The organism is Streptomyces xanthii, from assembly GCF_014621695.1.
GTDB lineage: Bacteria > Actinomycetota > Actinomycetes > Streptomycetales > Streptomycetaceae > Streptomyces > Streptomyces xanthii.
Genome location: NZ_CP061281.1, coordinates 271,824 through 298,585 on the forward strand (window position 1 = coordinate 271,824; position 26,762 = coordinate 298,585).

Consider the following 26,762-nt stretch of genomic DNA (forward strand, 5'->3'; position numbering starts at 1 on the left):
GGCTCCCTCAGGCCGTCGGCAGGAGGGTCACCAGCGCCGGGCCGAAGGCGGCGCCGAGCAGGTAGCAGAGGGTGAACAGGCCGATGGCCGCCGGGCGTTCGCGCTCGGGGACGGCATCGGCGGCCCGTACGGAGAACACGCCCTGGCCGGAGGACGCGGCGACGGACGACAGGGCCTGCGCCCCGAGCAGCAGCGCCGCCCCGCCGCCCAGCCAGGTCACCACGGGTGCGGTGGCGCCCAGGGCGAGGAGCGCCAGGACGATCGGGCGGTGACCCGTCCGGACGGAGGCGGCGACCACGAACCAGGACAGTGCGCCGCCCAGCAGCATGGGCCACACCATCGCGGCGCCGATCGCACCGGACGACCAGCCGGTGTCGTCCGCGAGCCGGCCCGAAACGGCGTACACCAGGCCGAAGTTGACCACCGCCAGCACGAACGCGGGCAGTGCGGCCAGGAGGAACGCGGGCCTGCGGACCACGTCGGCGGGCACGAAACCGCGGGGACGGGCCCGCAGGCGCAGCGCGAGTGCGACCAGCGCGATGACGGCGAACACGGCGGCCACGGCCGGCCGGTGCGGGATCATGACCAGTGCGGTCGCCAGCGCGGTGAGCAGCAGGGCTCCGGTCAGGTCGAAGCGGTCGGCTTCTTCCGTTTGTGCGGCGTGTTCGGTCGCGGGCCCTTCGGTGACGCGGCGCCGCACGGCGGGGACGCCGAGCAGGCCGATCAGCGGGAGGGTGAGCGCCGCCCGCCAGGACAGCAGGTCGCCCGCGAGGGAGCCGACGAGCGGCGCGGTGGAGCCGGTGACCGCGAGCGAGGCGGTGACCAGGCCCATCCTGCGCGGGGAGCGGGCCAGTTGCAGGGCGACCGTGGTCAGACCGGCGGCGCCCAGCGCCTGCGACGCGCTGCCCACGATCAGGGCGGGCAGCACGGGCGCGGACATCACCAGACTCGCCCCGGCGGCGACGAGCAGCGCGCTCACCGTCAGGGCGGCCCGTGTCCCCCGGTACCGGAGCAGACCTGCCGCCAGCGGCGTACCGACGGACGCGCCCCAGCCGAAGGCGGTCACGGACCAAGTGACGGCGGCGACCGAGGTGTCGAGGTCACGTGCGACGGCGTCGAGGACGAGGGACGGGCCGGCGATGCCCATGGAGAGCGGGGCGGCGATCGGGGCGAGCCACAGGGCCGGTACGGAGCGGGAGGGGTGGGCCGGCGGGGCGGCCGCCGTCGCCTCACCGGCGGATCCATGCGTCTCCGGGGCCGCAGGCAACTGGCCCGGGTCCTGGGTCGCGGTCGAGTCACGCATGCGTACTCCGAAGAAGTCAGGGGCGGGAACGGCGATCAGGCTGGTCAGCGGGGGCCGACGGAGTCCGTCAGGTCTGCGACCGACTCCTGACTCGCGGTCGCTCCGTCCGCGTTCGGGGGCGAATCGGCACCCCGGCGCCTGCGGAGCATGGTGAGGGCGATGACGGCGCTGGTCGCGGTGATCAGGACACAGGCGGCGGCAACGGCGTTGAGCCCGGCGGTGTAGGCCTCCTCGGCCGCGGTGAGCAGGGCTTCGCCGGTCCGCGCGGGGAGTTCGCGGGCGGTCGCGAGGGCGTTCTCCATGGATGCTCCCGCCGCTTCGGCGGCGCGGTCCGGGGTTCCCTCGGGGGCGTCGAGCGTGGCGCGGTAGACGGCGGTGCCGAGGCTGCCGAGGACGGCGACGCCGAGGGCGGTGCCGAGATCGCCGCTGATGGAGGACAGGGCCGCCGCCGACCCTCCCTTCTCGGGCGGTACGGACCCCACGACGAGGCCCGTGCCCAGCGAACCGAACGTCCCGACCCCGATGAAGACGATCACGAAGCCGGTCATGAGCAGCGGCATCCCGGCGACCGCGTCGACGAGGGTCAGCAGCACATATCCGGCCGTGCCGACGATCAGCGCGACGCCGACGACGGTGCCGAGCTGGAAGCGCCGGGTGAGGACCGGTGCCACCTGGGCCGCGAGGATCGAGGCGACGGCCGCGGGCACCATCCACAGACCGGCCTCCATCGGCGAGTGGCCCTCGACCATCTGCAGGAAGCCGGTGATGAAGAGGTAGCCGCCGCCGGTGCCGAGCATCGACACCATGAGGATCAGGAGCGCGGCGGTGAAGGCTCCGACGCGGAAGAGCTTCAGATCGAGGAGCGGGTGCTCGAGCCTGCCCTGTCGCCGCACGAACGCGGTGCCGACGGCGAGGCCCAGAGCGACCGCCGCGAGCGGTACGGGGGCGAGACCGTGCCGGGCCAGTTCCTTCAGGCCGTAGATCACGGAGAGGATCGACACGAGCGAGAGCAGCACGCTGAACAGGTCGATGCGGCCGGCGTCCGGGTCCTTGTACTCGGGCAGCAGCTTCGGCGCGGCGATCAACAGCAGGGCCGCGACCGGCACGCCGAGCAGGAACACCGACCCCCACCAGAAGTACTCCAGGAAGATCCCGCCCACGACGGGGCCGAGCGCCGTGCCGCCCATGAAGCAGCTGGCCCACACGGCGATGGCGCGGGCGCGCTGGGCCGGGTCATGGAACATGTTGCCGATGAGGGCGAGGGTCGACGGCATGAGCGTCGCGGCGGCGATGCCGAGCAGGGCCCGGGAGACGATGAGAGCCTCGGCGCTGGTCGACCAGGCGGCCGCGACGGAGGTGGCACCGACCGCCGCGGCGCCGATCGTCAGGAGCCGGCGGCGGCCGACACGGTCGCCGAGGGTGCCCATGGTGATCAGGAATCCGGCGATCAGGAAGCCGTAGATGTCCATGATCCACAGCGTCTGCGTTCCGGTCGGCGCGAGGTCCCGGGCCAGATGGGGCAGGGCCAGGTAGAGCACGCTCTGGTCGAGGGAGATCAGCAGGGTGGGCAGGGCGAGGACGGCGAGTCCCAGCCACTGTCTCGGACCGGCCTTCGGCCCTGGTGCCTGGCCGGCCTCGGCTGCGGTGTGCGACGGCATGGGGTCCTCCATGGTGCGGTGCGGTGTGCCTGACGGGGTGTGGTCGGCCGAGTGGATGCGGCGCGCGGACGGTGCCGTGGCGCCCGGCTCCGTCGGATCCCCACACTGCGCCGGAGCGCTCTCGGTCCTCTCCCGGTCCGCTCTCGGTCACTCCGGGCCCGGCCCCCGCCCGCTCTTGATCCACGTCGGGAGGGGTCGGATAGCCTGCTCGGCATGCATTGGGGGGTACTGGGTCCGCTGGGCGTGTGGACGGACGGCGGGGCGGAGGTCCGGGTCCCCGAGCTGAAGGTGCGTGCTCTGCTCGCGCATCTCCTGGCCCATCGCGGGCAGCCGGTCTCCGCGGACCGGCTCGTCGAGGACCTGTGGGGCGCGCAGCCGCCGAACAACCCGGCGGCGGCCCTGCAGAACAAGGTGTGGCAATTGCGCAAGGTCCTGGAGGCCGCCGAACCGGGCGGCCGCGACCTCGTGGCCCGCCGTCCCGCCGGGTACGAACTCCTCGCCGCCCAGGACTCGTTGGACGCGGGCCGGTTCCAGGAACTGCTCGGCCGAGCGCGGGCGGCCGCCGACCCCGCGTCCCGGTCCGGACTGCTGACGGACGCGCTCGCGCTGTGGCGGGGCCCGGCGTTCGCGGACTTCGCCGACGAGGACTTCGTACGGGCCGCTGCCGCACGCCTCGACGAGCAACGCCTCACCGCGATCGAGGAACAGGCCGAGGCACGCGTGGAGCTCGGCCAACACGCCTTGGTCGCGGATGATTTGAGCGACCTGGTGAGCCTCCACCCGCTGCGTGAGCGGGCCCGCGCCGCACACGTGCGGGCGCTCTACGGGGCGGGGCGCCGGCAGGAGGCGCTGCGCGGTCTCGCGGAGCTGCGGGCCCGGCTGGCCGAGGACCTCGGCATCGATCCCGGGCCCGAGATCACGGAACTCCAGCAGGCGATCCTGGCCCAGGACCCCGCTCTCCTGGCCAAGCCCACGTCCATGACCGCACCGCCACCCGCGCCCACCGGTCACGAGCCGGCCGCGATGCCCGCGCAGCTCACCGAACTGATCGGGCGCGACGAGGCCGTCGCGGGACTGCGCGCGCTGCTCGGCGCGCACCGCCTGGTCACGCTCACCGGCCCGGGCGGCGTCGGCAAGACCCGGCTCGCCCTGGCCACCGCCGCCCGCCTGGCGCCGGACTTCCCCGGTGGCGTGCACCTCGCCGAACTGGCCGGCCTCGACACCGCGGAAACGATCGACGTGCAGAGCGCAGAGCCGACTGGCGGGACGGCCGGCGGAACGGGTCACGGGGCGGCTGCCGGGACGGCCGGTGTCGCCGACGTGCTGCGCGCCGTCTTCGGCCTGCGCGACGACACCGCCCCGCCCGGCGGCGCACCCCAGCCCCTGGCCGGGCGCATCGCCCACACCCTGGCCGGCCGACCGGCCCTGCTCGTCCTCGACAACTGCGAACACGTCGCCGCACCTGCGGCCCGGGTGGCCGGGCAACTCCTGCGCACGGCACCATCGTTGCGAGTGCTGGCCACCAGCCAGGTCCCGCTGGGTCTCACGGGCGAGGCGTTGGAGGAAGTCCCGCCGCTGCCGCATCCGGGCTCCGCCGAGGGCTTGAGCGCAGCGGACGTACGGAAGTTCGGCGCGGTCGAGCTGTTCGTGGCGCGTGCCCAGGCCGCCGCGCCGCGCTTCGTGCTCGACGACACCACCCTGGACGCGGTGGTCTCGGTGTGCCGGCGCCTCGACGGCATCCCGCTGGCTCTGGAGATGGCCGCGACGCGCGTACGGGCCCTGGGCGTCCACGAATTGGCGGCCCGGCTCGACGACCGTTTCTCGCTGCTCGCGGTGGGCTCGCGCGGCGCGCCGGCCCGCCAGCGCACCCTGCGCGCGGTCATCGACTGGAGCTGGGGCCTGCTGGGCGCGGGCGAGCGCGCCGTGCTGCGCCGCCTGGCCGTGCACGCCGACGGCTGCACCCTCGCCGCCGCCGAGGAACTGTGCGCCGGGCAGGGCGTGAACCGCACCGAGGTCCTCGATCTGCTCGCCCGGCTCCTGGACGGCTCCCTGCTGCAGATGCACGAGGGCCCCGAGGGCGGGCCCCGCTACCGGCTGCTCGAGTCCGTGGGCGCCTACGCGGCGGAGCGCCTCACGGAATCGGGCGAGGCGGCGGATCTGCGGCGCGCCCACCGCGCGTACTACCGGGCGCTGGCCGAGGACGCCGAGCCGCACCTGCGCGGGCCCGCCCAGCGGGAGTGGCTGCGCCGCCTGGACACCGAGCAGGCGAACCTGCGCTCCGCGCTCGACGGCGCGGTCGCGGCCGGTGACACCGACTGCGCGTTGCGCCTGGTCAACTCACTTGCCCGTTACTGGCAGTTGCGCGGCCGCTACGCCGAAGCGCGGCGCGCCCTGACCGCCGCCCTGGACACCGTGTCCGCGCGCGGCGTCCGCACCGAGCCCACCCTGTCCGCGCGGGCCACCGCTCTCCTCGGCGGGTTCCGGCTGCTGCTCGGCGGCACCTCCGACCCGGCCGCCGAGTACCGTGCCGCACTCCGGCCCTACGACGAGGTCGACGATCCGCACGGCCGGGCGACGGCGGAGTGGTTCCTGGCGTCCCAGCAGTACGGAGTCGGCGATCCGCGCCCGAGCCAGGAGCTCCTCGCGTCCGCGCTCGACGTCTTCCGCCGGCTCGGTGACCGGTGGGGCACGGCCGCCGCGCTGGCCGGCCAGGCGTTCCACGCGCAGTTGCGCGGGGACTCCGGCACGGTGCGCCGGAACGGCGGCCGCAGTCTGGAGCTCTTCCGTGAACTCGGCGACCAGTGGGGCCAGTTGCAGGCGATGGTGCCGCTGCAGATGGACGCACAGGTCGCCGGTGACTACGCACGCGCGGAGCGGCTGCACCGTGAGGGCCTGCGCATGGCCGAGGACCTGGAGCTGTGGCCGGCGGTCTGCTTCCAGCTGTCCGGACTCGGCCGGATCGCGCTGCTCGGCGGGGACCTGCCGCGCGCCCGGGAGTTCCACGATCGGGCCAGGCGGCTCGCGGTCGCGCGCTCGGACCGCTTCGGGGAGCAGTACGCGGAGACCGGGCTCGGCATCGGCGCGCGCCGCGAGGGCCGTCTGGACGCGGCGGAGGCGCATCTGCGGCATGTGCTCGAGGTGCACCGGCAGATGGGGTACGAACCCGAGGCGCCCGCGCTGATCCTCGCGGAGCTCGGCTTCGTGGCCGAACTGCGCGGCGACGCCTCCGCCGCGCTGCGGCTCCAGCTCGACGGGCTGGCCGCCGCCCACGCGGCCGGCTCCCCGCGCAGCCTGGCGCTCGGCTTCGAAGGCCTCGCCGGTGCCCGCGCGCTCACGGGAGAACCCGCCCGCGCGGCCCGCCTCCTGGGCGCCGCGGACACGCTGCGCCGCTCGGTCGGCGCACCGCTGCCGGAGGGCGAGCGCGACGATGTCGACCGCGTCGAGGCAGCCGCCCGGCAGGCGCTCGGTGACACCCGCTTCGACACGGCGTACGAACAGGGCACAGCCCTCGCCCCGGACGCTCTCCTGAAGCACCCGTCGATCGCCGACCACGACGGCCTCCGTGCCGCGTACGACGCCCAGCTCCGCGGCGTCACCCCGCCCGGCGGCAGCACCCGTATCGAGACCGACGGCCCGCTGACCCGTGTCGTCGGCTGGCACCGCGGCTTCGTCACGGGCCCGCGCGATCTCGGCGTGGACGGAGACGAGCTGGACGCGCTCATCGCCCGGCAGCGTGACTTCTACGCCGCCCGCGGCGAGGCGGTCGAGTGGAAGACGCGCGGTCACGATCTCCCCGCCGGCCTCACGGAGCGGCTCGCCGCGGCCGGGTTCGTCCCGGAGGACAGCGAGACCGTGCTCATCGGGCGGTCCGCGGACCTCGCCGCCGACCCGGTCCTGCCCGAGGGGGTGACCCTGCGCCAGGTCACCGCCCTGGCGGATCTCCGGCGCATCGCCGCGATGGAGAGCACCGTCTGGGGCGAGGACTGGGGGTGGCTGGCCGACGACCTCGCGGGCCGGATCGAGAGCGCGCCGCAGGACATCGTCGTCCTGGTCGCCGAGGCGGGGGACGACGTCGTGTGCGCCGCCTGGCTGGTGTTCCAGGAGGGTGCCGACTTCGGCGGGCTCTGGGGCGGGTCGACGCTCGAGGAGTGGCGCGGGCGGGGCATCTACCGGGCCATGGTCGCCCAGCGGGCCCGGATCGCCGCCGCCCGCGGCGTCCGCCACCTCTACGTCGACGCCTCGGCCGACAGCGCGCCGATCCTCACCCGGCTCGGCCTGCACGCGGTCACGACGACGACCCCGTACGTCTGGACGCCCTGAACCGACCGGGGATCGAGGATCGGCGAGCGGTCTACGCCCCGTTCGCCGACGCCGCCGGACGGGCGGGGAGGCCCATGGGGTTGGGGAAGGGGATCGTGTCCGAGGCGAGAGCCTGCTCGGCCAATGGAGCGAGCAACTCCTGGAGTTGGGCGAACCCGCGCTGCCCCAGCTCCTCGTAGGGCCGGACGGCGAGGGCGTCGGTGCGGGACTCGACGTGGTCGCGCAGGGCTCGTCCCCCTGCCGTCGGGCGGCCCTCGCCGTCGAGGAGACCACGGGCGGCCAGTCGGTCCGTGGCGGCCTGCCAGTCGTCCTTCGACCAGCCGCGGTTGTCCCGCAGGATCGACGCGTCCGTCCCTTCGCAGGCCGAGAACAGCACGTGTGACTCGCACCCGCTGACGCCTTCGGCCGTCAGTGCCGCGACATGTCCGTCCCCGCGGTGCTCGCGCAGCGTCGTGGTGTGCTGCCACAGCGCCCCGACCGGGTCGTCGGGCAGGGCCAGGTCCCGGTTGGCGGCGAACAGCGGGCGTCCGGCGCCGTCCGCCGCGGCGATCACCTGTTCCAGCAGGGGGTTGATCCGCTCGGCCGACGCGACCGCCGCGGGCGCCACGCGGCGCAGTGCCTCGGCGGCCGCCGTGGAGCGGGCCCGGAGGACGGCCTCGGGTGCGGCGAAGCCCCAGGCGTCGGGGATCGCGCGACGCACCATCGCGGGATGGAAGTTGAAGAAGGCCGCCTCGACGGCTCCCGCCGCCACCGCGCCCAGAGGCGCGGCCCGCGCTCCGAAGTAGCCCATCCAGAAGCCCCGCAGCCCGACCTCTCGATGCGCCGTGACGCACTCGGGGGCGAAGTAGGTGACGGCGTGCAGGGGTTCCAGCTTCTGCCAGACCTCCCGCGCCCGGCCTCCGTCCATGCCTGTATCCATACGTGTGCCCATGTCCGCGTCCATACGTGTGTCGATGGTTGTGCCGATCCGTGTGTCGTCCGTGTCGGCGCCCACGTCTGTCATCGCCCGTTCTCCTCAGCCCCCGGCCTGGTCGCACGTCTGCGCGATCGGCCCTGCCCCGTCATGGTCGCCCGATGACGGTCCTCTTTTCAGCTACTGCCGCCAACTGCCGTCCGCGCGGCCGCCACGAACGCGGCGATCGCCGGATGGGTGCCGCCGCCCGCGCGGAAGGCGACCTTCGAGCGGCGGAAGAGGGGCAGCCGGGTCAGGAGCACGCCGTCGGGGGCCTGCGCGGTCGCCATCTCCGGTACGAATCCGGCACCTTGGCCGATCGCGGCCAAGGCCAGGACCGTTCGGAAGTCGTTGACCTGGTGGCGGATGCGGGGGCGGAATCCGGCGGCCTGGCAGGCGCGTACGGCCATCGCGTGGCCGGTCGTGCCGTCCCTCGCGGTGATCCACGGCGCCTCCACCCAGGGGCCGAGAAGGTCCGCCAGCGAGTCGCCGCCACGGGTGGCTCCCGTGCCGGCGGGGGCACCGCCCGTGGCCAGGTACATCGGCTCCTCCAACAGCGGGACCTGGTCCATCGTGGTGTCGGGCGAGGCGGGCACGAAGTCGTAGTCGTGGACGAGCGCCACGTCGAGTTCGCCGGCGCGCAGGCCGTCGGAGACGCGCGCCGAGTCGATCTCCTGCACCATCGGCTCCAGCGCGGGATGCCGCCGGGCCAGTTCGGCCAGGGTGGCGGGCACGATCGCGGGGCCGCCCGAGGGGAACGTGCCGATGCGCAGCGATCCGCCGATGCCGTCGCGGGCCCCGGCCAGTTCGGCGACCGCGAGTTCGAGGCGTTCGAGGACGGCGTCGGCGTGGCCGACGAGGGTGCGGCCCGCCGGTGTGAGGACCACGCGCCGTCCGCTGCGCTCCAGCAGGGGGACGCCGGCCTCGCGTTCCAGGACGCTCAGCTGCTGGGAGACGGCCGACGGGGTGAAGGTCAGCGCCTCGGCCACGGCCGCGATGGTGCCGCGCCGGTCCAGTTCGCGCAGCAGGTGGAGTCGTCGCACATCGAGCATAAGGTGAGCTTACGCATGAGCGAAGAAACATGAACTGGATCTACTGGGTCGGTGTCGGTCAGGCTGGGCGCATGGAAACGCGCATGCATCCCGAAGCGGACCTCTCCGGCCTGTTCGTCCCCCTGGTCACCCCGTTCACCGACGATCTGCGTCTCGCCCCGGACGCGCTCGCCCGTCTCGCCGACGAGGCGCTGTCGACGGGCGGTGCTCGCGGGCTCGTCGCCCTGGGCACCACCGCGGAAGCGGCCACCCTGACCGCCGAGGAGAAGCAGACCGTCGTGCGCGTGTGCGCCGCGGCCTGCCGGGCGCACGGAGCGCCCCTGATCGTCGGCGTCGGCACGAACGACACCGCCTCCGCCGTGACGTCCCTGCGCGAACTCGCCGCGCAGGGCGACGTCGCCGCGGCACTGGTGCCCGCGCCGCCGTACACGCGGCCGGGTCTCGCGGGAACGCTGGCGCACTTCACGGCGCTCGCCGAGCACGGCGGGCTGCCGCTGGTCGTGTACGACATCCCGTATCGCACAGGCCAGGCGCTGGGCACGAGCGCGCTCACCGCACTGGGGGAGCTGCCGGAGGTCGTGGGGGTCAAGTACGCGACCGGTGCGATCGACGCGGCGGCGGTGGAACTGCTCGGCGCGCCGCCGGCCGGTTTCGCCGTGCTCGGCGGCGACGACGCCGTCATCTCGCCGCTGCTCGCGGCGGGCGCACACGGCGGGATCCTGGCCTCGGCCAACGTGCGCACCGCCGACTACGCCGAGCTGATCGCGCTGTGGCGGTCGGGCGCGGCCGGACCGGCGCGCCGGCTCGGTGCCGAACTGGCCCGGCTCTCCGCCGCACTCTTCGCCGAGCCGAACCCGACCGTGATCAAGGGAGTGCTGCACGCGCAGGGCCGCATTCCCAGCCCGGCCGTGCGGCTGCCGTTGCTGGCGGCGGCGCCTGAGTCGGTCCGGCGCGCCGTCGAGCTGTCCGCCGAACGCTCCCCCAGCATGACGGCCGTCTGACCCGCCGCGGGGTCGTACGCACCGCAGGGTGCGGCGGCCCGGAGGTCAGCCGGTCGCGGGTACTCCTCGCCCGGCTCCAGCCGCCGGCGCCACACCTCGACCGGTGCGGGGCCGGAGGTCGTCGGCATCAGCCCGGCCTCGCTGCCGTGTTCACGGGCCCACAGCGCCATCACGCTGTGCACCTCAGCCCGCAGCAGCCCGAGTCCACCGTCCGGCCCCGCCCACCAGTACGCTGCGACGGCCATGACGACGCACACCGCTCCCGAGTTCGGGCCGCCGATCCGCCGGATCTTCCGGGACGTCATAGCCGACCGGGTGAAGGGCCCGCACCCGCCGCAGGCGGCGATGCTCTTCGCACCGGAGGCCGACCCGTTCTGGAAGGACGACAGCGGCTTCCTCGGCGACTTCTACAACGACATCCTCCACCAGGACACCTGCCGGCCCGACACCGCTGCCGGCGTCCCGCTGCTCGCGGCCCTGGCCTGCGACGACCGGGTGCCGGCCCGGCAGCGGTTCAACGCGGTGGAACTGCTCTTCTGCGCCGCGACCGTCGCGGAGCGGAAGTCGGCCGGGTGCTGGCCGAGGACTCCGCCGCACGCGGATCCGGACAGTGAGCACCGGGCTCGAAAGGCTGTTCAGTCCTGCACCCCTGACCTGCTGTCACGCTGGCCGGTCGAGTGCCCGGCGGTACGACTGGCGCTGGCCTCGCTCGCCGTGGTGTTCCCCACCGCACGCACGCTTCCCGCGCTCACCGCACGACTGCGCGGTGTCGTCGAACAGCACCCGCGGGGCACCGACATCGGAGACCACGCACGTTTCGTGCTCGTCCTCGCGACCCGTGACGACCGTCAGATTCTGCCCGCCGTCGAGGCGTTCACGGACGTGTACTGGAAGGGCACCGCCCGCGGCGCCCCCACCCGCGCCCGCGCCCTGCATCTCCTCGGCCAGATGCTCGACAGGGTGGAATCGACGCTCCGCCGGGCGCACCCCGCGCCGTGACCAGACCGTTCCCGCTCGTCCGCGCGCGCTGACCTGCGAGGACGCAAGTCCGATGGCTGCTGTCGGCGATGAGGGTGCCGGGCGCCCAACACCGTCTGGCCCACTGTGAGATGCGGCCCGCTGTGACAGGGGGTCAGATGAGCCGCATGCGCAACGTAACTGCAGCAGCACCCAGCAACCGTCGCCGCCGGCTCGCCTCCGGCGCACTGGTCGCCTCCCAGATCCTCCTGCTGGCCCTGCCCGCGGTTTCCGCGTCGGCCGACGACACCGGTCAGCCGGCGCCCGACCGCGGCACCGCGTTCATGGGCGAGGGCGTCCTCGCCAACGAGGGAATCGAAGGGGTCCCCGTCGAGACCCGCGTCGTGCAGACCAAGGGCGTGGACGTCTCCAGCCACCAGGGCAACGTCGCCTGGTCCACTCTGCGCAAGAGCGGCGTGAAGTGGGCCTACGTCAAAGCCACCGAGGGCAAGTCCTACCGGAACCCGTACTTCGCCCAGCAGTACAACGGCTCCTACCAGAACGGCATGATCCGGGGCGCCTACCACTTCGCCACCCCGGACACCGCGAGCGGCACCAAGCAGGCCGACTACTTCGTCAACCACGGCGGCGGCTGGTCCAAGGACGGCAAGACGCTGCCGGGCGTGCTCGACATCGAGTACAACCCCTACGGCTCGACCTGCTACGGCAAGACGTCCCGTCAACTCGTGAGCTGGATCCGGGACTTCCTGAAGCAGTACGAGCGCCGGACCGGCCGTGACGCCGTCATCTACACCTCCACCAGCTGGTGGAAGCAGTGCACCGGCAACTACAGCGGTTTCGCCGCCACCAACCCGCTGTGGATCGCCCGCTACGCCTCGACCGTGGGGCAGCTGCCGGCCGGCTGGAAGTTCCACACGATGTGGCAGTACACGGCGTCCGGCCCGACCGTCGGGGACCACGACAAGTTCAACGGGGCGCCCGACCGCGTCAAGGCCCTCGCCAACGGCTGACCCGCCTCAACGGCAGCCGGGCGCGGCCCCCACGGGGGTCGGTCCCTCGCGCCGGGTGCGGCAGCGGTTCGTCCTAGGCCGCGGGGCAGCGGGCAGACAGGCTCCGCTGACCGACGGCACCGCCCGGGTGGTGCGGGAGGCGTGCCGGAGCGTGCTGTGGCTGAGCGCCATGTCCACGGCGTCCTCCGACGCGCCTCCCGCACCGATCAGGACCGCGTGGTCGTGATCGGCGCGACTGGCGACGTGGAAGCGCTGTGGCCAGAAGCCGACTTGGTCGAGGAAGTCGGGGCCGACCTGCACGAGCGTCGTGTCGCTCGCGCGGGCGTGGCGTGCGGCCGCCTCGTCGGGCGTGGTGAACACGAGCCGGGCGCCACCCGTGTCGGCGCGGGTCGGCGCCGGGGCCTTCGGCACGCTCGGGTACATCGGCACGGCGATCGCTCCGGCGCGCAGCGCGCCGAAGTGGAGCACCGCGTGGACCGGGCCATAGGGCAGCCGCAGCCCGACCCGGTCGCCGGGGCGTACGCCGTGGGCCCGCATTCCGCCGGCCGCCCTGGCGCTGAACTCGTCCAGTTCGGCGTAGGTGAGGACGTTCCCGTCCCCGCGCACCGCCACGCGCTGCGGGTGCCGTTCGGCTGCTTCCACCAGGGCGACGACCAGGTTGCTCACGTCGGATCACTTTCGTCGAGGGGCGTACGGTCCGGGTTCCGCCCCGCTGAACGCGCCCTGACATGGGGAGATACGCAAGATCGGTAGCCCCCGGAGGACAGATACGTATGCCGGTCGGCCGCATACGTGCACCTACGTGCCTCCGCGCGCCCCTCCGTGCCTCGTGACCTCCGTGCCGGCCCCGACACCTGCGAGGATCTCGACGAAGCGAGGGCCGCGGTCGTCGACCCCGGACATCGACGAACACCCGATCGAATGCGAGGAGGCACGCCATGAGCACCTACGTCCTGATCCACGGAGCCGGGGACGTCGGCTGGTACTGGCATCTGGTCGGGGCCGAGCTCCGGGCGCGCGGGCACGACGTCGTGGCTCCGGATCTTCCGGCCGACGACGACGCGCTGACCCTCGACGACTACGCCGACGCCGTGGTCGAGGCGGTCGGCGACCGGCGGGGGCTCGTGGTCGTGGGGCAGTCGTTCGGCGCGTTCACCGCTCCCCTGGTGGCCGTGCGCCGCCCGGTCGACGAGCTGGTGCTGGTCGCCGGGATGGTCCCCGCGCCAGGTGAGTCGCCGGACGAGTGGTGGAGCAGAACCGGGTACGCCGAGGCGGTGCGGCGTCAGGCCGCGCACGACGGCGGCCTGACCGGGAGCGACGACCCGTACGCCGCGTTCTACCACGACGTGCCGCGCACCCTCGCGGACGAGGCGATGAGCAAGGAGCGGGCGCACCCCTCGGCCGCCGCCTCGGCGCAGCCATGGCCGCTGGAGGCGTGGCCGGACGTGCCGACCCGGTACGTGCTGTGCACCGAGGACCGCTTCTTCCCGCCCGATTTCCTGCGCAGGGTCGTGCGGGAGCGTCTCGGGGTGGTGCCGGAGGAGATCGCCGCGAGCCACGCCGTCGCGCTCAGCCGTCCCGTCGAACTGGCCCGGATGCTGACCGGCGGTCGGTCAGATCGGTGAGGTGCGGGTGAAGTGCCGTACCTGGAGCGGCGCGAGGAGGTACGCGTCCTCCCCCGGCAGGACCACGGGCTGGTCGCGCCAGCCCTCCCCTGCGTAGGCCACGAGGTCCGCCTCGCTGCGCCAGTAACTGACGTACAGCAGTGAGTGGGGCGGCGCGACGAGAACCTCGTGGGAGAGCAGTCCGGCGTGACGGCGAGGGAACTCGCGCACCGCGGCGACGATGAAGTCGTGGAAGGCGTCGAAGCGTTCGGGCCGCACGCGGGCCTCGCTCACTCTCACGATCGTCGCCGCGTCGCCGTCCGCGATCCGGGGGTGACCCGGTGTCGGTGTCATGACTCGATCCTGGCGTCCGGCGCGGTCCCTGACCAGTTTCGTGTACGGGTACGCTCCTTGATCATCGTCGGACGTGTGCGAAGCAGGGGTGTGGGATGGGGCGCAGGGCGTGGTGCGGCGTGGCGGCGGCGTTCGTGCTGGGGACCGGAGCCGCGGTGACCGTGTCCGCCCTCGGGGAACCGACGTCGGGCGTCACGGTCAGCCCCAGGCCGCCGGCCGACGAAATGCCGCGCACTCGGCAGGCGTTGGTCGCGAAGTGGGAGCAGGAGCGCGCCGAGGCCGGGCTGGGGCTTCCGGAGGGCTGGCAGAAGATGTCGACCGACGAGATCAGGACCGCGTACGTGAGCCAGAGGCGGGCCAATGCGGGTCCGCCGCCGACGGGTGCGGCGCTCGATCCCGAGTTCGCGGGACCCGACCGCTGATGCCGAAGGGGCGGGCACCGGGGCTGAGTTCGCCCGGTACCCGCCCCCCCTTGCGATGGACGCTAGCTGAGCGTGCCGATCCGGTTGATCACGTCGATGGCGTTGTCGGCGTGCGCCGAGCTGTACAGCAGGGCCGAGGAGATGTTGCCCGCGCTGTCCTCCTCGCCGTGCGAGTTGGCGCCGACGATCTGGCCCTCAGGCGTGGACATCGGACCGCCCGAGGCGCCGTGGCCCATGTCGCAGTCGACCTCCAGCCGGTCGTCCACGGGGAAGAACGGGGTGGCGTCCTGCGCGTTGCCGGTGCAGTAGAACTGCGTGAAGCCGTCCATGTCGGTGCGCTGGTAGCCGTCGCCGGGGAAGCCGGCGTCGATGATGTCCGACCAGTCGGGGCCGGAGCCGAACTTGTAGCCGAAGGCACCGAGGGTGTCGGTCAGGTTCGTGTAGCCGGCCGGCGGGACGACCGTGAAGGCCGCCATGTCGCCCCAGAACATGTCACCGTCCGCGGTCCACGCGGTCGGCGCGACCTTCGCCCTGGCGGCCCACTCGCCCCACGGGGCGTCGTAGCCCTCGGGCGCCTGGTCGTTCTTCTTGAAGCCGGGGATGAAGACGATGTCGTTGTAGAAGCCCTCGGCGCCCGAGCCGTCGCCGGGGTGGACGCAGTGACCGGCGGTCCACACCGTGTTCTTGTTGGCGGTGACGATGGACGAGCCGGTGCAGCCGTGCGTCGTGCCGTCCTTCGCGGTGAACAGGATCTTCCCGACCATGACGGCGGGCTGGGACTGCGGGAACGGGACCGGCTGGGCGTACGGCATCTCCGGCACGACCGAGCCGGCGGCGAGCGGCGCGATCGTCCTGCCGGAGACCGCCGGCGCGGACTGCGCCGGGCGGATCTGCTCGACGGGTCTGCGTCGGCTCTCGCCGGTCGCGGCCGCGGACTTGCGGTCGAAGGCGGCCTGGTCCTTCTTCTCGTTGGCCAGGGCCTCCTGAACGCGCTCGGCGGTCCAGAAGTCCCGCACCTTCTGCGGGTCGGTGGTCTGCTCGCCGACCGTCACCTTCGGCTCGGGGGACGGCGTCCGCGCCTGCGCGACGGTGGCGCCGGCGAGGGTGGCAGGGAGGAGCGCGAGGGACAGCAGGGCGGCTGCTGCCCGTCGGGACGTGCGTATGTTCACGGTCGGCCCATTCTGTGATCCGGTGGAGATGTTGATCTTGAGCCGAGAGTGAAGCACGCCGATACGGAGGCGCCGTGAAGCGCGCGTGTGGAAAGACCCGGGTACGCGGCGAAGTCGTGAACGCGTCACCGAACGGGCGTACTTCACCCGTGTTCGGCCCAACTATCGTTGCGCTGCTCATAACTGACGCAGAGTCTGCCCGCGCACGGAAACCGGAAGTTCCGCTCGCCATGCACGGATCAAGCATGATGGACCCCCGCACACCTCGTGAGGCCCGGACGGCCGGAGCAGTTGCGGACGCGACCGGAAGCAGAGAGGAAACACTCGATGACCGATGTCCCTTCCAGGGGTGCTCACACTCGTGGACGCGGTGAGCGCGCGCAGCTCGGGCGCCGCGCGTTTCTCGGGTACGTGTTGGCCGGAGCGACCCTCGCGGTGGGCGCCGACCTGACACTGAGCACACCGGCCCAGGCCGCCGTGCCCTCGCTGCCGCAGATTCCTGAGCTCTACGACCTGGAGGACATGCAGACCGACGCGGCGCTCCCCACCTCCGCACTGATCAAGATCGTGCTGCACGAGGACGGCACGGCGTCGTTCGAGCTGCCGCGGATGGAGGTCGGCCAGGGCATCACGACCTCGACGGCGATGATCATCGCGGAGGAGCTCGACCTGCCCGTCGACAAGGTCCGGGTGACCTTGGCGCCGGCACGCCCCGAACTGCTGCTCAACCAGCTGACCGGCGGCTCGAACACCACGGTGTCGATGTTCACGCCGGTCCGCGTGGCCGCCGCCATCGCCCGCAAGGCACTCCTCGAAGCGGCGGCGATCGAGCTCGGCTCGGTCGTCGACCTGTTGACGTCGAAGGCCGGGGTGATCTCGGCTCCGGACGGTTCGTCCGTGTCCTACGGGGACCTGGCAGTCAAGGCCGCCAGCAGCACGGTCAAGGTAGTCGCGGCCGAGCTCAAGCCGACCTCGGAGTTCTCCGTGATCGGCAAGCCGCACGGGCGTGACGACGCCCGTCTCGCGGTCACCGGGCAGAAGAAGTACGCGATGGACCTCCAGGTACCGGACGCCCTGCCCACCATGGTCTGCCGTCCGCCGACGCTGAACGGGTCGCCGAAGTCGGTGCGCAACGAGGCGGCGGTGCTCTCGATGCCGGGCGTCACCGACGTGGCCGTGGTCGACACCGGGGTCGCGGTGCGCGCGAAGACGTTCGGGCAGTGCATCGACGCGGTACGCGCGCTCGACGTCGAGTGGGCGGCCGGTTCGGTGGAGGGCGAGTCCGACGAGACGATCCTCGCCCGGCTACGGAAGGCCGAACTCCCCCTGGCCGTGCCGGACATCCCGCTGCTGGCGAAGACGGTGGAGGCGGACTTCACCTTCATGTTCCGCAGCAGCGCCGCCCTGGAGCCGAACTGCGCGATCGCCGACGTCCGCTCCGACAAGGCGACGGTGTGGGCGGGCCTGAAGTCACCGATCGTCGCGCAGGGCGACATCGCCAAGGCCGTCGGTCTGCCGATGGGCGCGGTGAAGGTGCATGTGGTCACCGGTGGCGGTTCGTTCGGGCACAAGCTGTTCGGTGACGCCGCGATCGAGGCGGCCAAGGTGTCCAAGGCGATGGGCAAGCCGGTCAAGCTGATGTGGCACCGCGCCGACGAACCCCGACAGGGCCGCGTGCATCCCATGGCCACCTCCCGCATCCGGGCCACCTATCTGGCCGGGCAGGTCCTCACCTTCGAGCAGCGCCACACCAGTGTCGTGACCGACTTCAGTCACGGACTGGGCGAGATGATCACAGCGACGGCGGACCGACTCCCGACCGGGCTCGGCGGGCTGGCCTTCTCGGAGACGATCTTCAGGCTGACCCAGGAGCTGCCGTACAACTTCGGTGTCGTCACGCAGCTGCTCAGCGAGACCGACGCCCGGTTCAACACGGGCAGCATGCGCAACATCTACTCCCCCGACGTGGCCTGCGCCAACGAACTCGTCGTCGACCAGCTCGCGAAGAAGCTCGGCAAGGACCCCCTCGCATTCCGGCTCGCGTTCCTGAAGAACGAGCGAGTGAAGGCGGCGCTGAAGAAGGTCGCCGAGGTCGGTGACTGGGGCAGGTCCATGCCCGCCGGGACCGCGCAGGGCATCGCGATCCACAGCGAGTACAAGGGCGCCACTGCCGTCCTCGTAGAGATCGACTGCCGGCCCGAGACCGTGAACCGCAAGGTCCCCAACGCCGTGACCGGGCCGCGCGTCACCAAGGCGGTCATCGCCGTGGACGCCGGACTCGTCATCAACCCGAAGGGGCTCGAGGCGCAGATGATGGGCGGCGTCTCGGACGGTATCGCGCTCGCGCTGACCAGCAGCCTGCACCTGCGCGACGGCCACTTCCTAGAGGCCAGCTGGGACAACTACTTCTACACCCGGCAGTGGAACGTCCCCACCGACTTCCAGTGCGTCGTCATGCCCTCGGACTCCGGGCAGCCCGGCGGCGCCGGCGAGGCGGGCGTCGCCGCGTCCGTCGCGGCCGTCGCCTGCGCCTACGCACGGGCGACCGGCACCGTCCCGACCCGTTTCCCGGTCAACCACGGCACCGTCGACTTCGAGGTCAAGCCGTTCGTCCCGCCCGTCCCCGCATCGCCGACCGACGGCCTGAGCCACACCTTCTGAGGAGCCCCCGTGAGCACCCACACCTTCATCCTCAACGGCAAGCCCGTCACCGTCGACGTCGACGACAGCGTCCGGCTGCTGTGGGTCCTGCGCGACGTCCTCGGCGTCACCGGCCCGAAATACGGCTGCGGCATCAACGTCTGCAAGGCCTGCACCTCCCACGTCAACGGCAAAGCCTTCAACCCCTGCTCCGTCCAGATCAAGGACATCGCCCCGGACGACGAGATCACCACCATCGAAGGCCTCGCCGACACCGTCGACACCGACCTGCACCCCATGCAGGAAGCCTGGATCGAATACGACGTCGCCCAGTGCGGCTACTGCCAGCCCGGACAGATCATGGCCGCCGTCGCCAAGGTCAAGCAGGCCCGGGAAGCGGGCCACGAGATCACCGACACAGACCTCGACGAGATCCGCAACATCTGCCGCTGCGGCACCTACCACCGCATCCGCGAAGCGATCAAGGCAGGCGCACAGCACATGTGAGGCGCGTATGTGTTCGGACGGCCGATATCCTGGGGGGATGGCGCAAAGAACCGGCGGTGAGCCGCAGATCGACGGACGCTCCACCCGCTGGGACGAGCACAAGGCGCAGCGTCAGGTCGAGTTGGTGGACGCGGCGGTCGCGCTCATCGAGGAGGAGGGCGCGCAGTTCCGTGTGCAGCGGCTCGCGGAGCGCGTGGGCCTGCCCAGGTCCGTGCTCTACCGGCACTTCAAGGACCGTGCGTCGCTGGACGAGCTGATCCGGCGGCGCGTGGTCGAGTCGTTCGTGAAGCGGATGGAGCCGACGCTCACGTTCGACGGGACGGTCGAGGAGTCCGTGCGCCGTGTCGTGGGCGCGCATCTGGACTGGGTGGCGCAGCATCCGCGGCTCTACGCCTACATGGGTGTGGCGGACCACGCGATGGGTGACGGCTCGCTGGTGGCCGACACCAAGACGGCGATCGCGATGATGCTGAGCGACCGCTTCGGGGACGTGCTCAAGGCGCTCGGGGTCAAGGAGGCACCGATCCGGTCGGTCGCCATCGGGATCGTGGGATTCGTGGACAGCGCGGTGAACCAGTGGATGCGCGACCCCGAGCGCGAGCTGTCCGAGGAGGAGCTGCGCGAGATGCTCTGCCGGTCGGTGTGGGCGGTGCTCGACGCGACGCTGCGCGGTTACGGTGTAGTGCTGTCGCCTAACGACCGGGTGGCGGACCTGGAAGGCGCCTGAACGTGACGCCCTCCCCGGGCCGGGGAGGGCGTCACGTTCAGCTCGGGGTCAGGCCGTGACGGCCGGGGTGTTCTTCGCCGCGCGGTGCAGGGACTCCGTGTCGGTGAACTTCACGCGGGGGCGGCCCTGGGCCTCACCCTCGGCGCGTTCCGCCTGGTCGATGGCGTGCCAGTCCTTCAGGCCGAGGGCGTGGGGCGCCACGTCGACGGCGGACACGGGGCGGGTGAGGCGACCGTGGGCGAAGTCGTCGAGGAGGGACTCGACGGTCTCGTGGGCGCAGGTCTTGTTCGTGCCGATGAAGCCGGTGGGGCCGCGCTTGATCCAGCCGGCGACGTAGACGCCGGGCTCCACGCGTCCGGCCTCGTGCGGGACGGTCGCGGTGGCCTCGTCGAAGGGCAGGCCGGGGACGGGCCGGGCACGATAGCCGACGGAGCGCAGGACCAGGCCGGTCTCCAGGGTCTCGGTGTCGCCGGAGGCGACGGCGCGTACGGTCCCGTCCTCGTCGGTGTGCAGGGTGGTCGGGGTGATCTCCAGGGCTTCTACGCGGCTGTCGCCGGTGAGGCGGGCCGGGGCGGCGAGGAAGCGGAGCACGATGCGGCGCCGGCCCTCGGACGGGGTGCGGGCGGCCAGCCTGGCGAGCAGTCGGGTCTTCTCGTTGACGTCAGAGGCGTCGGAGGCGTCGACGTCGGAGGCTTCGGAAGCCTCGGCGTCCAGGCCCTCGGGCCAGCCCTCGACGGTGACGTCGACGTCCTTCAGCGCGGACAGGGCGAGGAGCTCGGGCACGGTGAACGCGGCCTGGGCGGGGCCCCGACGGCCGAGGAGGACGACCTCGCGGATCTTGCTGGTGCGCAGTGCGGCGAGCGCGCGGTCCGATATGTCGGTGCGGGCGAGGGTGTCGGGGTCGGCGGTGAGGATGCGGGCGACGTCGAGGGCGACGTTGCCGTTGCCGATGACGACGGCGCGCTCGGTGTCGAGGCGGTGGTCGTCGTGGGCGCGGTCGGGGTGGCCGTTGTACCAGGCGACGAAGTCGGTGGCGGAGACACTGCCGGGCAGGTCCTCGCCCTCGATGCCGAGGCGCTTGTCGGTGGCGGCGCCGACGGCGTAGATGACGGCGTGGTGTTCGCGCAGCAGGTCGGTGTGGGTGAGGTCGGTGCCGATCTCGACGCCCAGGCGGTAGCTGAATCCGGGCTGTGACTCGATGGTCCTGAACAGGCGGGTGACCTGCTTGGTGTCCTGGTGGTCGGGGGCGACCCCGGCGCGCGCGAGTCCGTACGGGGTGGGCAGCCGGTCGTGGACGGTGACGCTGACGCCCGGGTGGCGCAGCAGTTCGTCGGCCGCGAAGAGTCCGGCGGGGCCGGCGCCGACGACGGCGACCTTCAACTCGCCTGCGGGCAGCGTGCGTTGCCTGGGCACGACGTACATGGGGGTGCGGTCGTCGTGCGGGTTGGTCTTGTAGTAGTCGGCGTTGAGCTGGAGGAAGGGGAGCTCCGCGTCGCCGAGCGCGGTGTGGGGCTTGAGGGCGTCGACGGGACAGGCGCTGGTGCAGGCGCCGCAGTCGACGCAGGTGCGCGGGTCGACGTAGAGCATCTCGGCGGTGGCGAAGCCGGGCTCGCCGGGGGCGGGGTGGATGCAGTTGACCGGGCAGGCCAGCACGCAGGAGGCGTCGGCGCAGCAGGATCGGGTGACGACGTACGGCACGGCGGGCTGGTCTCCGTTCGGGCGTTCAGCGAAGGGTGGTGCGGTCTCGCGCAGCGTCGGTCGGCGAGCGGGGCTTCACTCGGCGGGCGTGACTTCAGTCGCTGAGCGGGGGCTTCAGACGGTGAGCGGGGGCTTCAGTCGGTGAGCGGGGCCGGCTCGCCGCGGAAGCGGGCGGGGCGGCCGTCGATGCGCAGGGCGCGCCACACGGGGCGGGACACCTTGTTCATGAGACCGAGGTCCTCGGCGAGCATGCGCACGTCGGAGAAGAGGTCGTGGAGCATCTTCTCGCCGGCCTCGGACTTCCAGAAGACGTCCTTGACGACCCAGTCCGGGATGCCGACCCGGGCGGCGTCCTTGCGGTCCGGGATCATGATGACATCGCACAGGACGCGCATGATGAGCGGGAAGAGGACGGACAGGGCGCCGCGGCGGGCCTTGCCGAAGCGGGGGACGCGCAGGCGCAGGAACTCGTGGGCGAAGGAGATGTGCCGGGCTTCCTCGGCGATGTGGATCTGCATGATCCGCTGCGGGAGGGGGTGGACCGGTTCGCCGCTGCGCAGGGCGGCCTTCTGGAGGTGGTCGATGGGCTCCTCGCCGGCGAGGATGCCGGTGAAGAAGGCCTCGGGGTAGAGGGAGCCGGCGAGCGGCAGGAAGCGGCTGACCTTGCGGAACCAGCGCTTGCCGCCGGCGGTGTCGACGCCGGTGCGGTTGACCAGCTCCTGGAACATCTGGGTGTGGTGGGTCTCTTCGGTGATCTCGTGGGTGAGGTACCTGAACTCGAGGTTCTGGTTGCTCAGTTCGTAGAGGTAGTCCAGCGCGCCGCGCATGAGGATGTTCTCGAACTGCATGCCCACCTTGGCAATCACCGCCCAGCGCCAGATACCGATGCGGATCTGCGTCTCGAGGGACTGTTCCTTGTACCAGGGGTGGGCGCCGAGGGCGTCCGCGGAGGTCAGGACCCAGCGTGGGTCCTGGGGGTCGACGGCGAACTCGGGGTCGTCCCACTTGATGTCTTTGAAGGCGTTGAAGTTGACGTTGACGGAGCCCTCGGACAGGGTCCGCAGGCGCTCGTCGTAGACCTTCCTGGTCAGGTTCGCGGTCATCTTCGTCCTCGATCGTCGGCTCGGAGGGGTGCGGCTCGGGTGGGGCGGTGGAGCGGTGCTGCGGACGTGCGGTGCCGGTCGTCAGGCGGCGCGGGTGGGCTCCTGGACGGCGCCGGACGCCTCGGCGGTCGCGGCCTTGTCGTCAGCGACCTTGTCGTCGGCGGCCGTGGAGCCCGCCTTGTCGAAACGCAGGGGGCTGTCGTCGATGGGGGCGTCGCGGAGCATGGCGCGGTCGCGGTAGTAGTTGTTCCACAGGCGCCACGGGTCGCGGGTGCCCTGGCGGGGCATGACCTGGTCGGCGCGGGCGATGTAACCGGAGGTGAGGGCCTCGCCCATGACGGAGAAGTCGGAGCGGTCGCCGTCGCTCGCGACGGGGGTGGCGATGTCGTGTCCGTGGCGCCGCATGTGGGCGAGGAGGCGGGCCGTGTAGTCGGCCGCGAGGTCCGCCTTCAGGGTCCAGGACGCGTTCGTGTAGCCGATGACGAGGGACATGTTGGGCACGCCCTCGAGCAGGACGGCCTTGTAGAGGACCCGGTTGGTGACGTCGACGGGGCGGCCGTCGACCGTGAGCTCCATGCCGCCCATCAGACGGACGCTCAGTCCGGTGGCGGTGACGACGATGTCCGCCTTCAGTTCCTCGCCGGACTTCAGGCGGATGCCGTCGGGGGTGAAGGTGTCGATGTGGTCGGTGGCGACGGACGCCTTGCCGCTCTTGAGCACCTTGAACAGGTCACCGCCGGGGACGACGCACAGGCGCTGGTCCCAGGGCTTGTAGCGGGGGCTGAAGTGCTTCATGTCGACGCCCTTGCCGGCCTGGGCGCGGACGAGCCCGAGGAGCACCTTGCGGGCGAGGCGCGGGTACTTGCGGCAGAAGGCGTAACTCCCCCGCTGCAGCGCCACGTTGCGGGCCCGCACGATCTTGTGGATGAGCCGGGCGGGAGCGCGCAGCTTCTTGAGCACGGAGGTGAGCGGGTCGACCTCGGGCAGCGCGAGGATGTACGTGGGCGAGCGCTGCAGCATGGTGACGTGCTCGGCCTCACCGGCCATGGCCGGGAGGAGGGTGATGGCGGTGGCGCCGGAGCCGATGACGACGACGCGCTTGCCGCTGTGGTCGAGGTCCTCGGGCCAGTGCTGGGGGTGGACCATGGTGCCCCGGAAGTCGCTCTCGCCGGGGAACTCGGGGCGGTAGGGCTTGTCGTAGTCGTAGTAGCCGGTCGCGCCGACGAGGTAGCCGGCGCTGTACGTCTCGCGCTCGCCGGTGCTCTCGTCCTCGACCTCGACGGTCCAGCGGCCGGTGTCGTGCGAGAAGTCGGCGCTGAGGGCGCGGCGGCCGAAGCGGACGCGGTCCAGGATGCCGCCGTCGGCCGCGGCGTCCTCGACGTACTGCCGGATCTGTGCGCCGCCCGCGAGGATGCGCGCGTCGGTCCAGGGCCGGAAGCCGAAGCCGAAGGTAGGCATGTCGGAGTCGGAGCGGATGCCGGGGTACCGGAACAGGTCCCAGGTGCCGCCGACCCGGGCGCGGCGCTCGAGCACGACGAGCGAGGCGCGGGGGTTGTCCCGCAGGACGTGGCGCGCGGCGCTGATGCCGGATATTCCTGCGCCGATGACCAGGACGTCGACGTGCTGCTGCTCCATCGCGGAGGGTCCTCACTCTCGTTCGTGAGCCCCTGGGAGTCAGGGACGGAGGGGGGTCACGCCGCTCGGGGCGCTGACGGTTACTCAGACACGAGGTTCCACCTGTGCGGTACCCGCAATTTACCTGCGACACCCTGTTTCAGATACCGCCGGTAATGTGAGGTGGGTCACAGAGAACGAGTGGTCCCGGGGAGGCACACAAAAGGCCCCGACTGCCGTCGGGGCCTTGATGTCGCAGGTCAGCAGGGTCAGGCGCCGGTCACCTCGATGGCGACCGGTGTGCCCGCCTCCACGGTGCGGCTGACCGTGCACAGCCGGTCGTGCGAGGTCTTCACGGCGCGGGGCAGGATCGCCCGCGCCCGGTCGGCGCCCTCCCCCTCGGGGAACGCGACGGTGAAGGTGACCTTCAGGTCGGTCATGCGGTTGCCGTCCTCGTCGGCGACCTTGTTCCCGGCCACGGTGACGGAGAAGGTGCCGGGCTCGGCGTGCCGGGTGGTGGCGACGTCGACGTCGGCGGCGGTGCAGCCGCCGATCGCGGCGAGGAACAGCTCGACGGGCGTGAAGGCGGCGCCGTCCCCGGTCTCGAAGCTCACCGTTCCGCCGCGGGCGTTCGTCGCGGTGAACCGGTTCGGGGCGGTGCGCTCGACGGTCACGGAGCGCAGGGAGTCAGCAGTCATGACCCCGACGGTAGCCGCCGCCCGGGGCGCGCCGCGTGAGGCGCACGGCCGCTGAACAGCCCTGAAGGCCCGGCCGGGGGTAATCCCCCGCACCGGTACGGCAGTTGGCCGGATGGGTGCGCAGTCCTGCGTGCGCGAGGCTCCTCGCATGACTCCGATGAAGAGAAACCCCGCCCTCCTGGCCGCCACCGCCACCGCCCTCGCTCTCGCGGCCCTCCCGCCGCTCACCACCGCGGCGTCCGCCTCCCCTTCCGCCCCGGGGGCCCAGGCCCTGGACTGGAAGAAGTGCGCGGGCACCACCGTCGACCCGCGTCAGGAGTGCGCCACCCTGCGCGTCCCCATGAACTACGCCGACCCGGACGGCGAGCAGATCGGCATCGCCGTCTCACGCATCCGCAGCGAGAACGCCGGCGCCCGGCGCGGCGCGCTGTTCCTCGTCCCCGGCGGTCCGGGCGGGTCGAGCCTCAACGATCCGTCCGGCAAGGGCCAGAAGCTTCCGCAGTCCGTGCGGGACGCCTACGACCTCATCGGCTTCGCGCCGCGCGGTCTCGCCCCCTCGACCTCGGTCGACTGCGGACTGGAGCACGGCGACCTGGCCCTGTCCAAGCTGCGCCCGTGGCCCGCCGCCGACGGTTCGGTCGACGGCAACATGGACACCGCCCGGCGGATGGCGGACGCCTGCGCGGCCAACGGCGGCGAGCTCATCAAGCACATCAGCACCCGCAACGAGGCCCGCGACCTCGACCGTCTCCGCGCGGCGCTCGGCGAGCGGCGCATCTCGGCGTGGGGCGTGTCCTACGGAACGTACGTCGGCGCGGTCTACGCCCAGCTCTTCCCGCAGCGCACCGACCGCTTCGTGCTCGACAGCAACGACGACCCCGACCCGGCCAAGGTGTCGCGGGCCTGGCTCGCCGGTCACGAGCGGGGTGTGGAGGACACCTTCCCCGTGTTCGCCCGCTGGGCCGCGACGCCCGGCAATCCGCACCGCGTCGCCGACACGCCCGAGGAGGTGCGTGCCCGCTTCCTGCGCCTGGCCGCCCGGCTCGACAAGGAGCTGCTCCCCTGGCCCGGCGCCAATCCGCCCGAGCTCAACGGCAACGTCCTGCGCCAGACCATGCTCGACAGCCTCTATGACCCCGACGACTTCCCCGTACTGGCCGATCTGATGCTCGCCGCCGAACAGGGCACCCTGCCGCCCGCGCCGCCCGCACCGCCGGAGGCCGTCCTGCAGAACGTCGCCGCCGTGGGCGCCGGCACCCTCTGCAACGACATCGCCTGGCCGACCTCGACGGCCCTCTACCAGGAGGGCGTCACCCAGAGCCGGGCCGAGTTCCCCCTCACCGCCGGCATGCCCCGCAACGCGATGGTCTGCGCGGCCTGGCCGTACAAGGCGCAGGAGCCGCCGGTGACCGTCACCGACCGGGGCCCGTCCAACGTCCTGCTCGTCCAGAACGAGCGCGATGTCGCGACTCCGCTGAGCGGCGCCAGGAAGCTGCGCGAGGCGCTCGGCCGACGGGCGGTCATGGTGACGGTCGACTCCACCGGCCACGACGCGTACCTCGACAACGGCAACGCGTGCGGCGACGCGACGGTCTCCCGCTTCCTCGCCACGGGCGTCCGACCCGCCACCGACACCTACTGCCGCTGACCGCGCGGCTCGTCGCCGTAGAAGCGGCCGCGCTCGCACAGTTCGTCGATCGCGGCGTTCTCAGCCTCGGTCAGCTGCTCGTCCAGTGCGACGTCGATGGTCCGGCGGGCACGGGCCAGGCGGCGGGCGACGTCCCAGTCGGCGACGAAGGCGCCGACCGTGGCGTCGTCGGCCGTGCCCGCCGCCTGCCGGGAGCCGAGCCGGTCCAGGGAGACGACGAACTCGTTCAGGTCCCGCAGCATCGCGACGACTTCTCCGAGCGGCAGGCGGATCTCGCGGGAGGACAGGTCCATCGGTGTTCGGC

22 protein-coding genes and 1 pseudogene are annotated in these 26,762 nt (G+C 72.4%); 10 read left to right on the forward strand and 13 right to left on the reverse strand.

Going from position 1 to position 26,762, the window contains the following annotated elements:
• Positions 1 to 7: 7 nt before the first annotated feature.
• Together IAG42_RS01280 and IAG42_RS01285 are read right to left on the reverse strand one after the other, a co-directional pair.
• A complete protein-coding gene (locus IAG42_RS01280; protein WP_188335130.1) occupies positions 8 to 1,303 on the reverse strand; it encodes an MFS transporter in 1,296 nt (431 codons plus the stop codon).
• A gap of 44 nt (positions 1,304 to 1,347) precedes the next feature.
• Complete coding sequence (locus tag IAG42_RS01285) at positions 1,348 to 2,961, reverse strand: MFS transporter (protein ID WP_188335131.1); 1,614 nt, start codon at positions 2,959 to 2,961, stop codon at positions 1,348 to 1,350.
• A 213-nt stretch (positions 2,962 to 3,174) separates the two neighbouring features.
• Here IAG42_RS01285 and IAG42_RS01290 point away from each other — a divergent pair, with 213 nt between their 5' ends.
• Positions 3,175 to 7,281: a BTAD domain-containing putative transcriptional regulator gene (locus IAG42_RS01290; protein ID WP_188335132.1), complete on the forward strand. Its 4,107-nt coding sequence runs from the start codon at positions 3,175 to 3,177 to the stop codon at positions 7,279 to 7,281.
• A gap of 31 nt (positions 7,282 to 7,312) precedes the next feature.
• Here the strand turns inward: IAG42_RS01290 and IAG42_RS01295 are convergent, their stop codons facing one another.
• Positions 7,313 to 8,284 carry an SCO6745 family protein gene (locus tag IAG42_RS01295; RefSeq protein ID WP_223205800.1) on the reverse strand — a complete coding sequence of 324 codons (972 nt, stop codon included), beginning with the start codon at positions 8,282 to 8,284 and terminating at the stop codon, positions 7,313 to 7,315.
• An 86-nt stretch (positions 8,285 to 8,370) separates the two neighbouring features.
• The gene (locus IAG42_RS01300; RefSeq protein WP_188335133.1) at positions 8,371 to 9,285 is read right to left on the reverse strand and encodes a LysR family transcriptional regulator; all 915 of its coding nucleotides are present in this window, start codon (positions 9,283 to 9,285) and stop codon (positions 8,371 to 8,373) included.
• Positions 9,286 to 9,368: 83 nt separating this feature from the next.
• Here IAG42_RS01300 and IAG42_RS01305 point away from each other — a divergent pair, with 83 nt between their 5' ends.
• Entirely contained in the window at positions 9,369 to 10,286 is a 918-nt protein-coding gene (locus tag IAG42_RS01305) for a dihydrodipicolinate synthase family protein (RefSeq protein WP_223205801.1), read from the forward strand.
• A 56-nt stretch (positions 10,287 to 10,342) separates the two neighbouring features.
• Here IAG42_RS01305 and IAG42_RS38535 read toward each other — a convergent pair.
• Positions 10,343 to 10,459 (reverse strand): annotated as a pseudogene (locus IAG42_RS38535) (XRE family transcriptional regulator); the annotation flags it as partial.
• Between the two features lie 70 nt (positions 10,460 to 10,529).
• Here IAG42_RS38535 and IAG42_RS01310 point away from each other — a divergent pair.
• Positions 10,530 to 11,285 carry a hypothetical protein gene (locus tag IAG42_RS01310; protein ID WP_188335135.1) on the forward strand — a complete coding sequence of 252 codons (756 nt, stop codon included), beginning with the start codon at positions 10,530 to 10,532 and terminating at the stop codon, positions 11,283 to 11,285.
• A gap of 146 nt (positions 11,286 to 11,431) precedes the next feature.
• On the forward strand, positions 11,432 to 12,274 hold the full coding sequence (locus IAG42_RS01315) for a lysozyme (protein WP_394811177.1): 843 nt from the start codon (positions 11,432 to 11,434) through the stop codon (positions 12,272 to 12,274).
• A gap of 6 nt (positions 12,275 to 12,280) precedes the next feature.
• Here IAG42_RS01315 and IAG42_RS01320 read toward each other — a convergent pair whose 3' ends face one another.
• Entirely contained in the window at positions 12,281 to 12,940 is a 660-nt protein-coding gene (locus IAG42_RS01320; protein ID WP_188335137.1) for an AMP-binding protein, read from the reverse strand.
• A gap of 272 nt (positions 12,941 to 13,212) precedes the next feature.
• Between IAG42_RS01320 and IAG42_RS01325 the strand changes: the two genes are divergently transcribed.
• Complete coding sequence (locus IAG42_RS01325) at positions 13,213 to 13,899, forward strand: alpha/beta fold hydrolase (RefSeq protein ID WP_188335138.1); 687 nt, start codon at positions 13,213 to 13,215, stop codon at positions 13,897 to 13,899.
• Here IAG42_RS01325 and IAG42_RS01330 read toward each other — a convergent pair.
• On the reverse strand, positions 13,888 to 14,232 hold the full coding sequence (locus IAG42_RS01330) for an antibiotic biosynthesis monooxygenase (protein WP_188335139.1): 345 nt from the start codon (positions 14,230 to 14,232) through the stop codon (positions 13,888 to 13,890). The genes IAG42_RS01325 and IAG42_RS01330 overlap by 12 nt on opposite strands.
• A 95-nt stretch (positions 14,233 to 14,327) precedes the next feature.
• On the opposite strand from IAG42_RS01330, the gene IAG42_RS01335 reads away from it, so the two are divergent.
• A complete protein-coding gene (locus IAG42_RS01335; protein WP_188335140.1) occupies positions 14,328 to 14,654 on the forward strand; it encodes a hypothetical protein in 327 nt (108 codons plus the stop codon).
• Between the two features lie 62 nt (positions 14,655 to 14,716).
• Here the strand turns inward: IAG42_RS01335 and IAG42_RS01340 are convergent, their stop codons facing one another.
• Positions 14,717 to 15,823 carry a trypsin-like serine peptidase gene (locus IAG42_RS01340; RefSeq protein WP_188335141.1) on the reverse strand — a complete coding sequence of 369 codons (1,107 nt, stop codon included), beginning with the start codon at positions 15,821 to 15,823 and terminating at the stop codon, positions 14,717 to 14,719.
• Between the two features lie 327 nt (positions 15,824 to 16,150).
• On the opposite strand from IAG42_RS01340, the gene IAG42_RS01345 reads away from it, so the two are divergent.
• Genes IAG42_RS01345 through IAG42_RS01355 form a run of 3 tightly spaced genes read left to right on the forward strand, consistent with a single transcriptional unit; the run spans position 16,151 to position 19,697 of the window.
• Positions 16,151 to 18,484, forward strand: coding sequence for a molybdopterin cofactor-binding domain-containing protein (locus IAG42_RS01345; RefSeq protein ID WP_188335142.1), 2,334 nt, complete (start codon positions 16,151 to 16,153; stop codon positions 18,482 to 18,484).
• A 9-nt stretch (positions 18,485 to 18,493) separates the two neighbouring features.
• Positions 18,494 to 18,970 carry a (2Fe-2S)-binding protein gene (locus tag IAG42_RS01350; protein WP_188335143.1) on the forward strand — a complete coding sequence of 159 codons (477 nt, stop codon included), beginning with the start codon at positions 18,494 to 18,496 and terminating at the stop codon, positions 18,968 to 18,970.
• A 37-nt stretch (positions 18,971 to 19,007) separates the two neighbouring features.
• The gene (locus IAG42_RS01355; RefSeq protein WP_188335144.1) at positions 19,008 to 19,697 is read left to right on the forward strand and encodes a TetR/AcrR family transcriptional regulator; all 690 of its coding nucleotides are present in this window, start codon (positions 19,008 to 19,010) and stop codon (positions 19,695 to 19,697) included.
• A 48-nt stretch (positions 19,698 to 19,745) separates the two neighbouring features.
• Here the strand turns inward: IAG42_RS01355 and IAG42_RS01360 are convergent, their stop codons facing one another.
• The 4 genes from IAG42_RS01360 to IAG42_RS01375 form a co-directional block, all read right to left on the reverse strand.
• Complete coding sequence (locus tag IAG42_RS01360; protein WP_188335145.1) at positions 19,746 to 21,395, reverse strand: FAD-dependent oxidoreductase; 1,650 nt, start codon at positions 21,393 to 21,395, stop codon at positions 19,746 to 19,748.
• Between the two features lie 134 nt (positions 21,396 to 21,529).
• On the reverse strand, positions 21,530 to 22,498 hold the full coding sequence (locus tag IAG42_RS01365; RefSeq protein ID WP_188335146.1) for an AurF N-oxygenase family protein: 969 nt from the start codon (positions 22,496 to 22,498) through the stop codon (positions 21,530 to 21,532).
• Between the two features lie 81 nt (positions 22,499 to 22,579).
• Positions 22,580 to 24,133, reverse strand: coding sequence for a flavin-containing monooxygenase (locus tag IAG42_RS01370; protein WP_188335147.1), 1,554 nt, complete (start codon positions 24,131 to 24,133; stop codon positions 22,580 to 22,582).
• A gap of 248 nt (positions 24,134 to 24,381) precedes the next feature.
• Positions 24,382 to 24,810, reverse strand: coding sequence for an OsmC family protein (locus tag IAG42_RS01375; protein ID WP_188335148.1), 429 nt, complete (start codon positions 24,808 to 24,810; stop codon positions 24,382 to 24,384).
• Between the two features lie 148 nt (positions 24,811 to 24,958).
• Between IAG42_RS01375 and IAG42_RS01380 the strand changes: the two genes are divergently transcribed.
• Positions 24,959 to 26,458 (forward strand): alpha/beta hydrolase, encoded by a 1,500-nt coding sequence (locus IAG42_RS01380; RefSeq protein WP_188335149.1) that lies wholly within the window; start codon positions 24,959 to 24,961, stop codon positions 26,456 to 26,458.
• Here the strand turns inward: IAG42_RS01380 and IAG42_RS01385 are convergent.
• Complete coding sequence (locus IAG42_RS01385) at positions 26,446 to 26,751, reverse strand: hypothetical protein (protein ID WP_188335150.1); 306 nt, start codon at positions 26,749 to 26,751, stop codon at positions 26,446 to 26,448. The genes IAG42_RS01380 and IAG42_RS01385 overlap by 13 nt on opposite strands.
• Positions 26,752 to 26,762 lie beyond the last annotated feature (11 nt).

Excerpts from the sequence above, each read along its gene's own strand:
- IAG42_RS01365 (WP_188335146.1), bottom strand. The coding sequence starts at position 22,498 with ATGACCGCGAACCTGACCAGGAAGGTCTACGACGAGCGCCTGCGGACC.
- IAG42_RS01295 (WP_223205800.1), bottom strand. The coding sequence starts at position 8,284 with ATGACAGACGTGGGCGCCGACACGGACGACACACGGATCGGCACAACC.
- IAG42_RS01380 (WP_188335149.1), top strand. The coding sequence starts at position 24,959 with ATGACTCCGATGAAGAGAAACCCCGCCCTCCTGGCCGCCACCGCCACC.
- IAG42_RS01315 (WP_394811177.1), top strand. The coding sequence starts at position 11,432 with ATGCGCAACGTAACTGCAGCAGCACCCAGCAACCGTCGCCGCCGGCTC.
- IAG42_RS01300 (WP_188335133.1), bottom strand. The coding sequence starts at position 9,285 with ATGCTCGATGTGCGACGACTCCACCTGCTGCGCGAACTGGACCGGCGC.
- IAG42_RS01370 (WP_188335147.1), bottom strand. The coding sequence starts at position 24,133 with ATGGAGCAGCAGCACGTCGACGTCCTGGTCATCGGCGCAGGAATATCC.
- IAG42_RS01305 (WP_223205801.1), top strand. The coding sequence starts at position 9,369 with ATGCATCCCGAAGCGGACCTCTCCGGCCTGTTCGTCCCCCTGGTCACC.
- IAG42_RS01285 (WP_188335131.1), bottom strand. The coding sequence starts at position 2,961 with ATGCCGTCGCACACCGCAGCCGAGGCCGGCCAGGCACCAGGGCCGAAG.
- IAG42_RS01280 (WP_188335130.1), bottom strand. The coding sequence starts at position 1,303 with ATGCGTGACTCGACCGCGACCCAGGACCCGGGCCAGTTGCCTGCGGCC.
- IAG42_RS01375 (WP_188335148.1), bottom strand. The coding sequence starts at position 24,810 with ATGACTGCTGACTCCCTGCGCTCCGTGACCGTCGAGCGCACCGCCCCG.
- IAG42_RS01335 (WP_188335140.1), top strand. The coding sequence starts at position 14,328 with ATGGGGCGCAGGGCGTGGTGCGGCGTGGCGGCGGCGTTCGTGCTGGGG.
- IAG42_RS01330 (WP_188335139.1), bottom strand. The coding sequence starts at position 14,232 with ATGACACCGACACCGGGTCACCCCCGGATCGCGGACGGCGACGCGGCG.
- IAG42_RS01355 (WP_188335144.1), top strand. The coding sequence starts at position 19,008 with ATGGCGCAAAGAACCGGCGGTGAGCCGCAGATCGACGGACGCTCCACC.
- IAG42_RS01290 (WP_188335132.1), top strand. The coding sequence starts at position 3,175 with ATGCATTGGGGGGTACTGGGTCCGCTGGGCGTGTGGACGGACGGCGGG.
- IAG42_RS01325 (WP_188335138.1), top strand. The coding sequence starts at position 13,213 with ATGAGCACCTACGTCCTGATCCACGGAGCCGGGGACGTCGGCTGGTAC.
- IAG42_RS01310 (WP_188335135.1), top strand. The coding sequence starts at position 10,530 with ATGACGACGCACACCGCTCCCGAGTTCGGGCCGCCGATCCGCCGGATC.
- IAG42_RS01345 (WP_188335142.1), top strand. The coding sequence starts at position 16,151 with ATGACCGATGTCCCTTCCAGGGGTGCTCACACTCGTGGACGCGGTGAG.
- IAG42_RS01385 (WP_188335150.1), bottom strand. The coding sequence starts at position 26,751 with ATGGACCTGTCCTCCCGCGAGATCCGCCTGCCGCTCGGAGAAGTCGTC.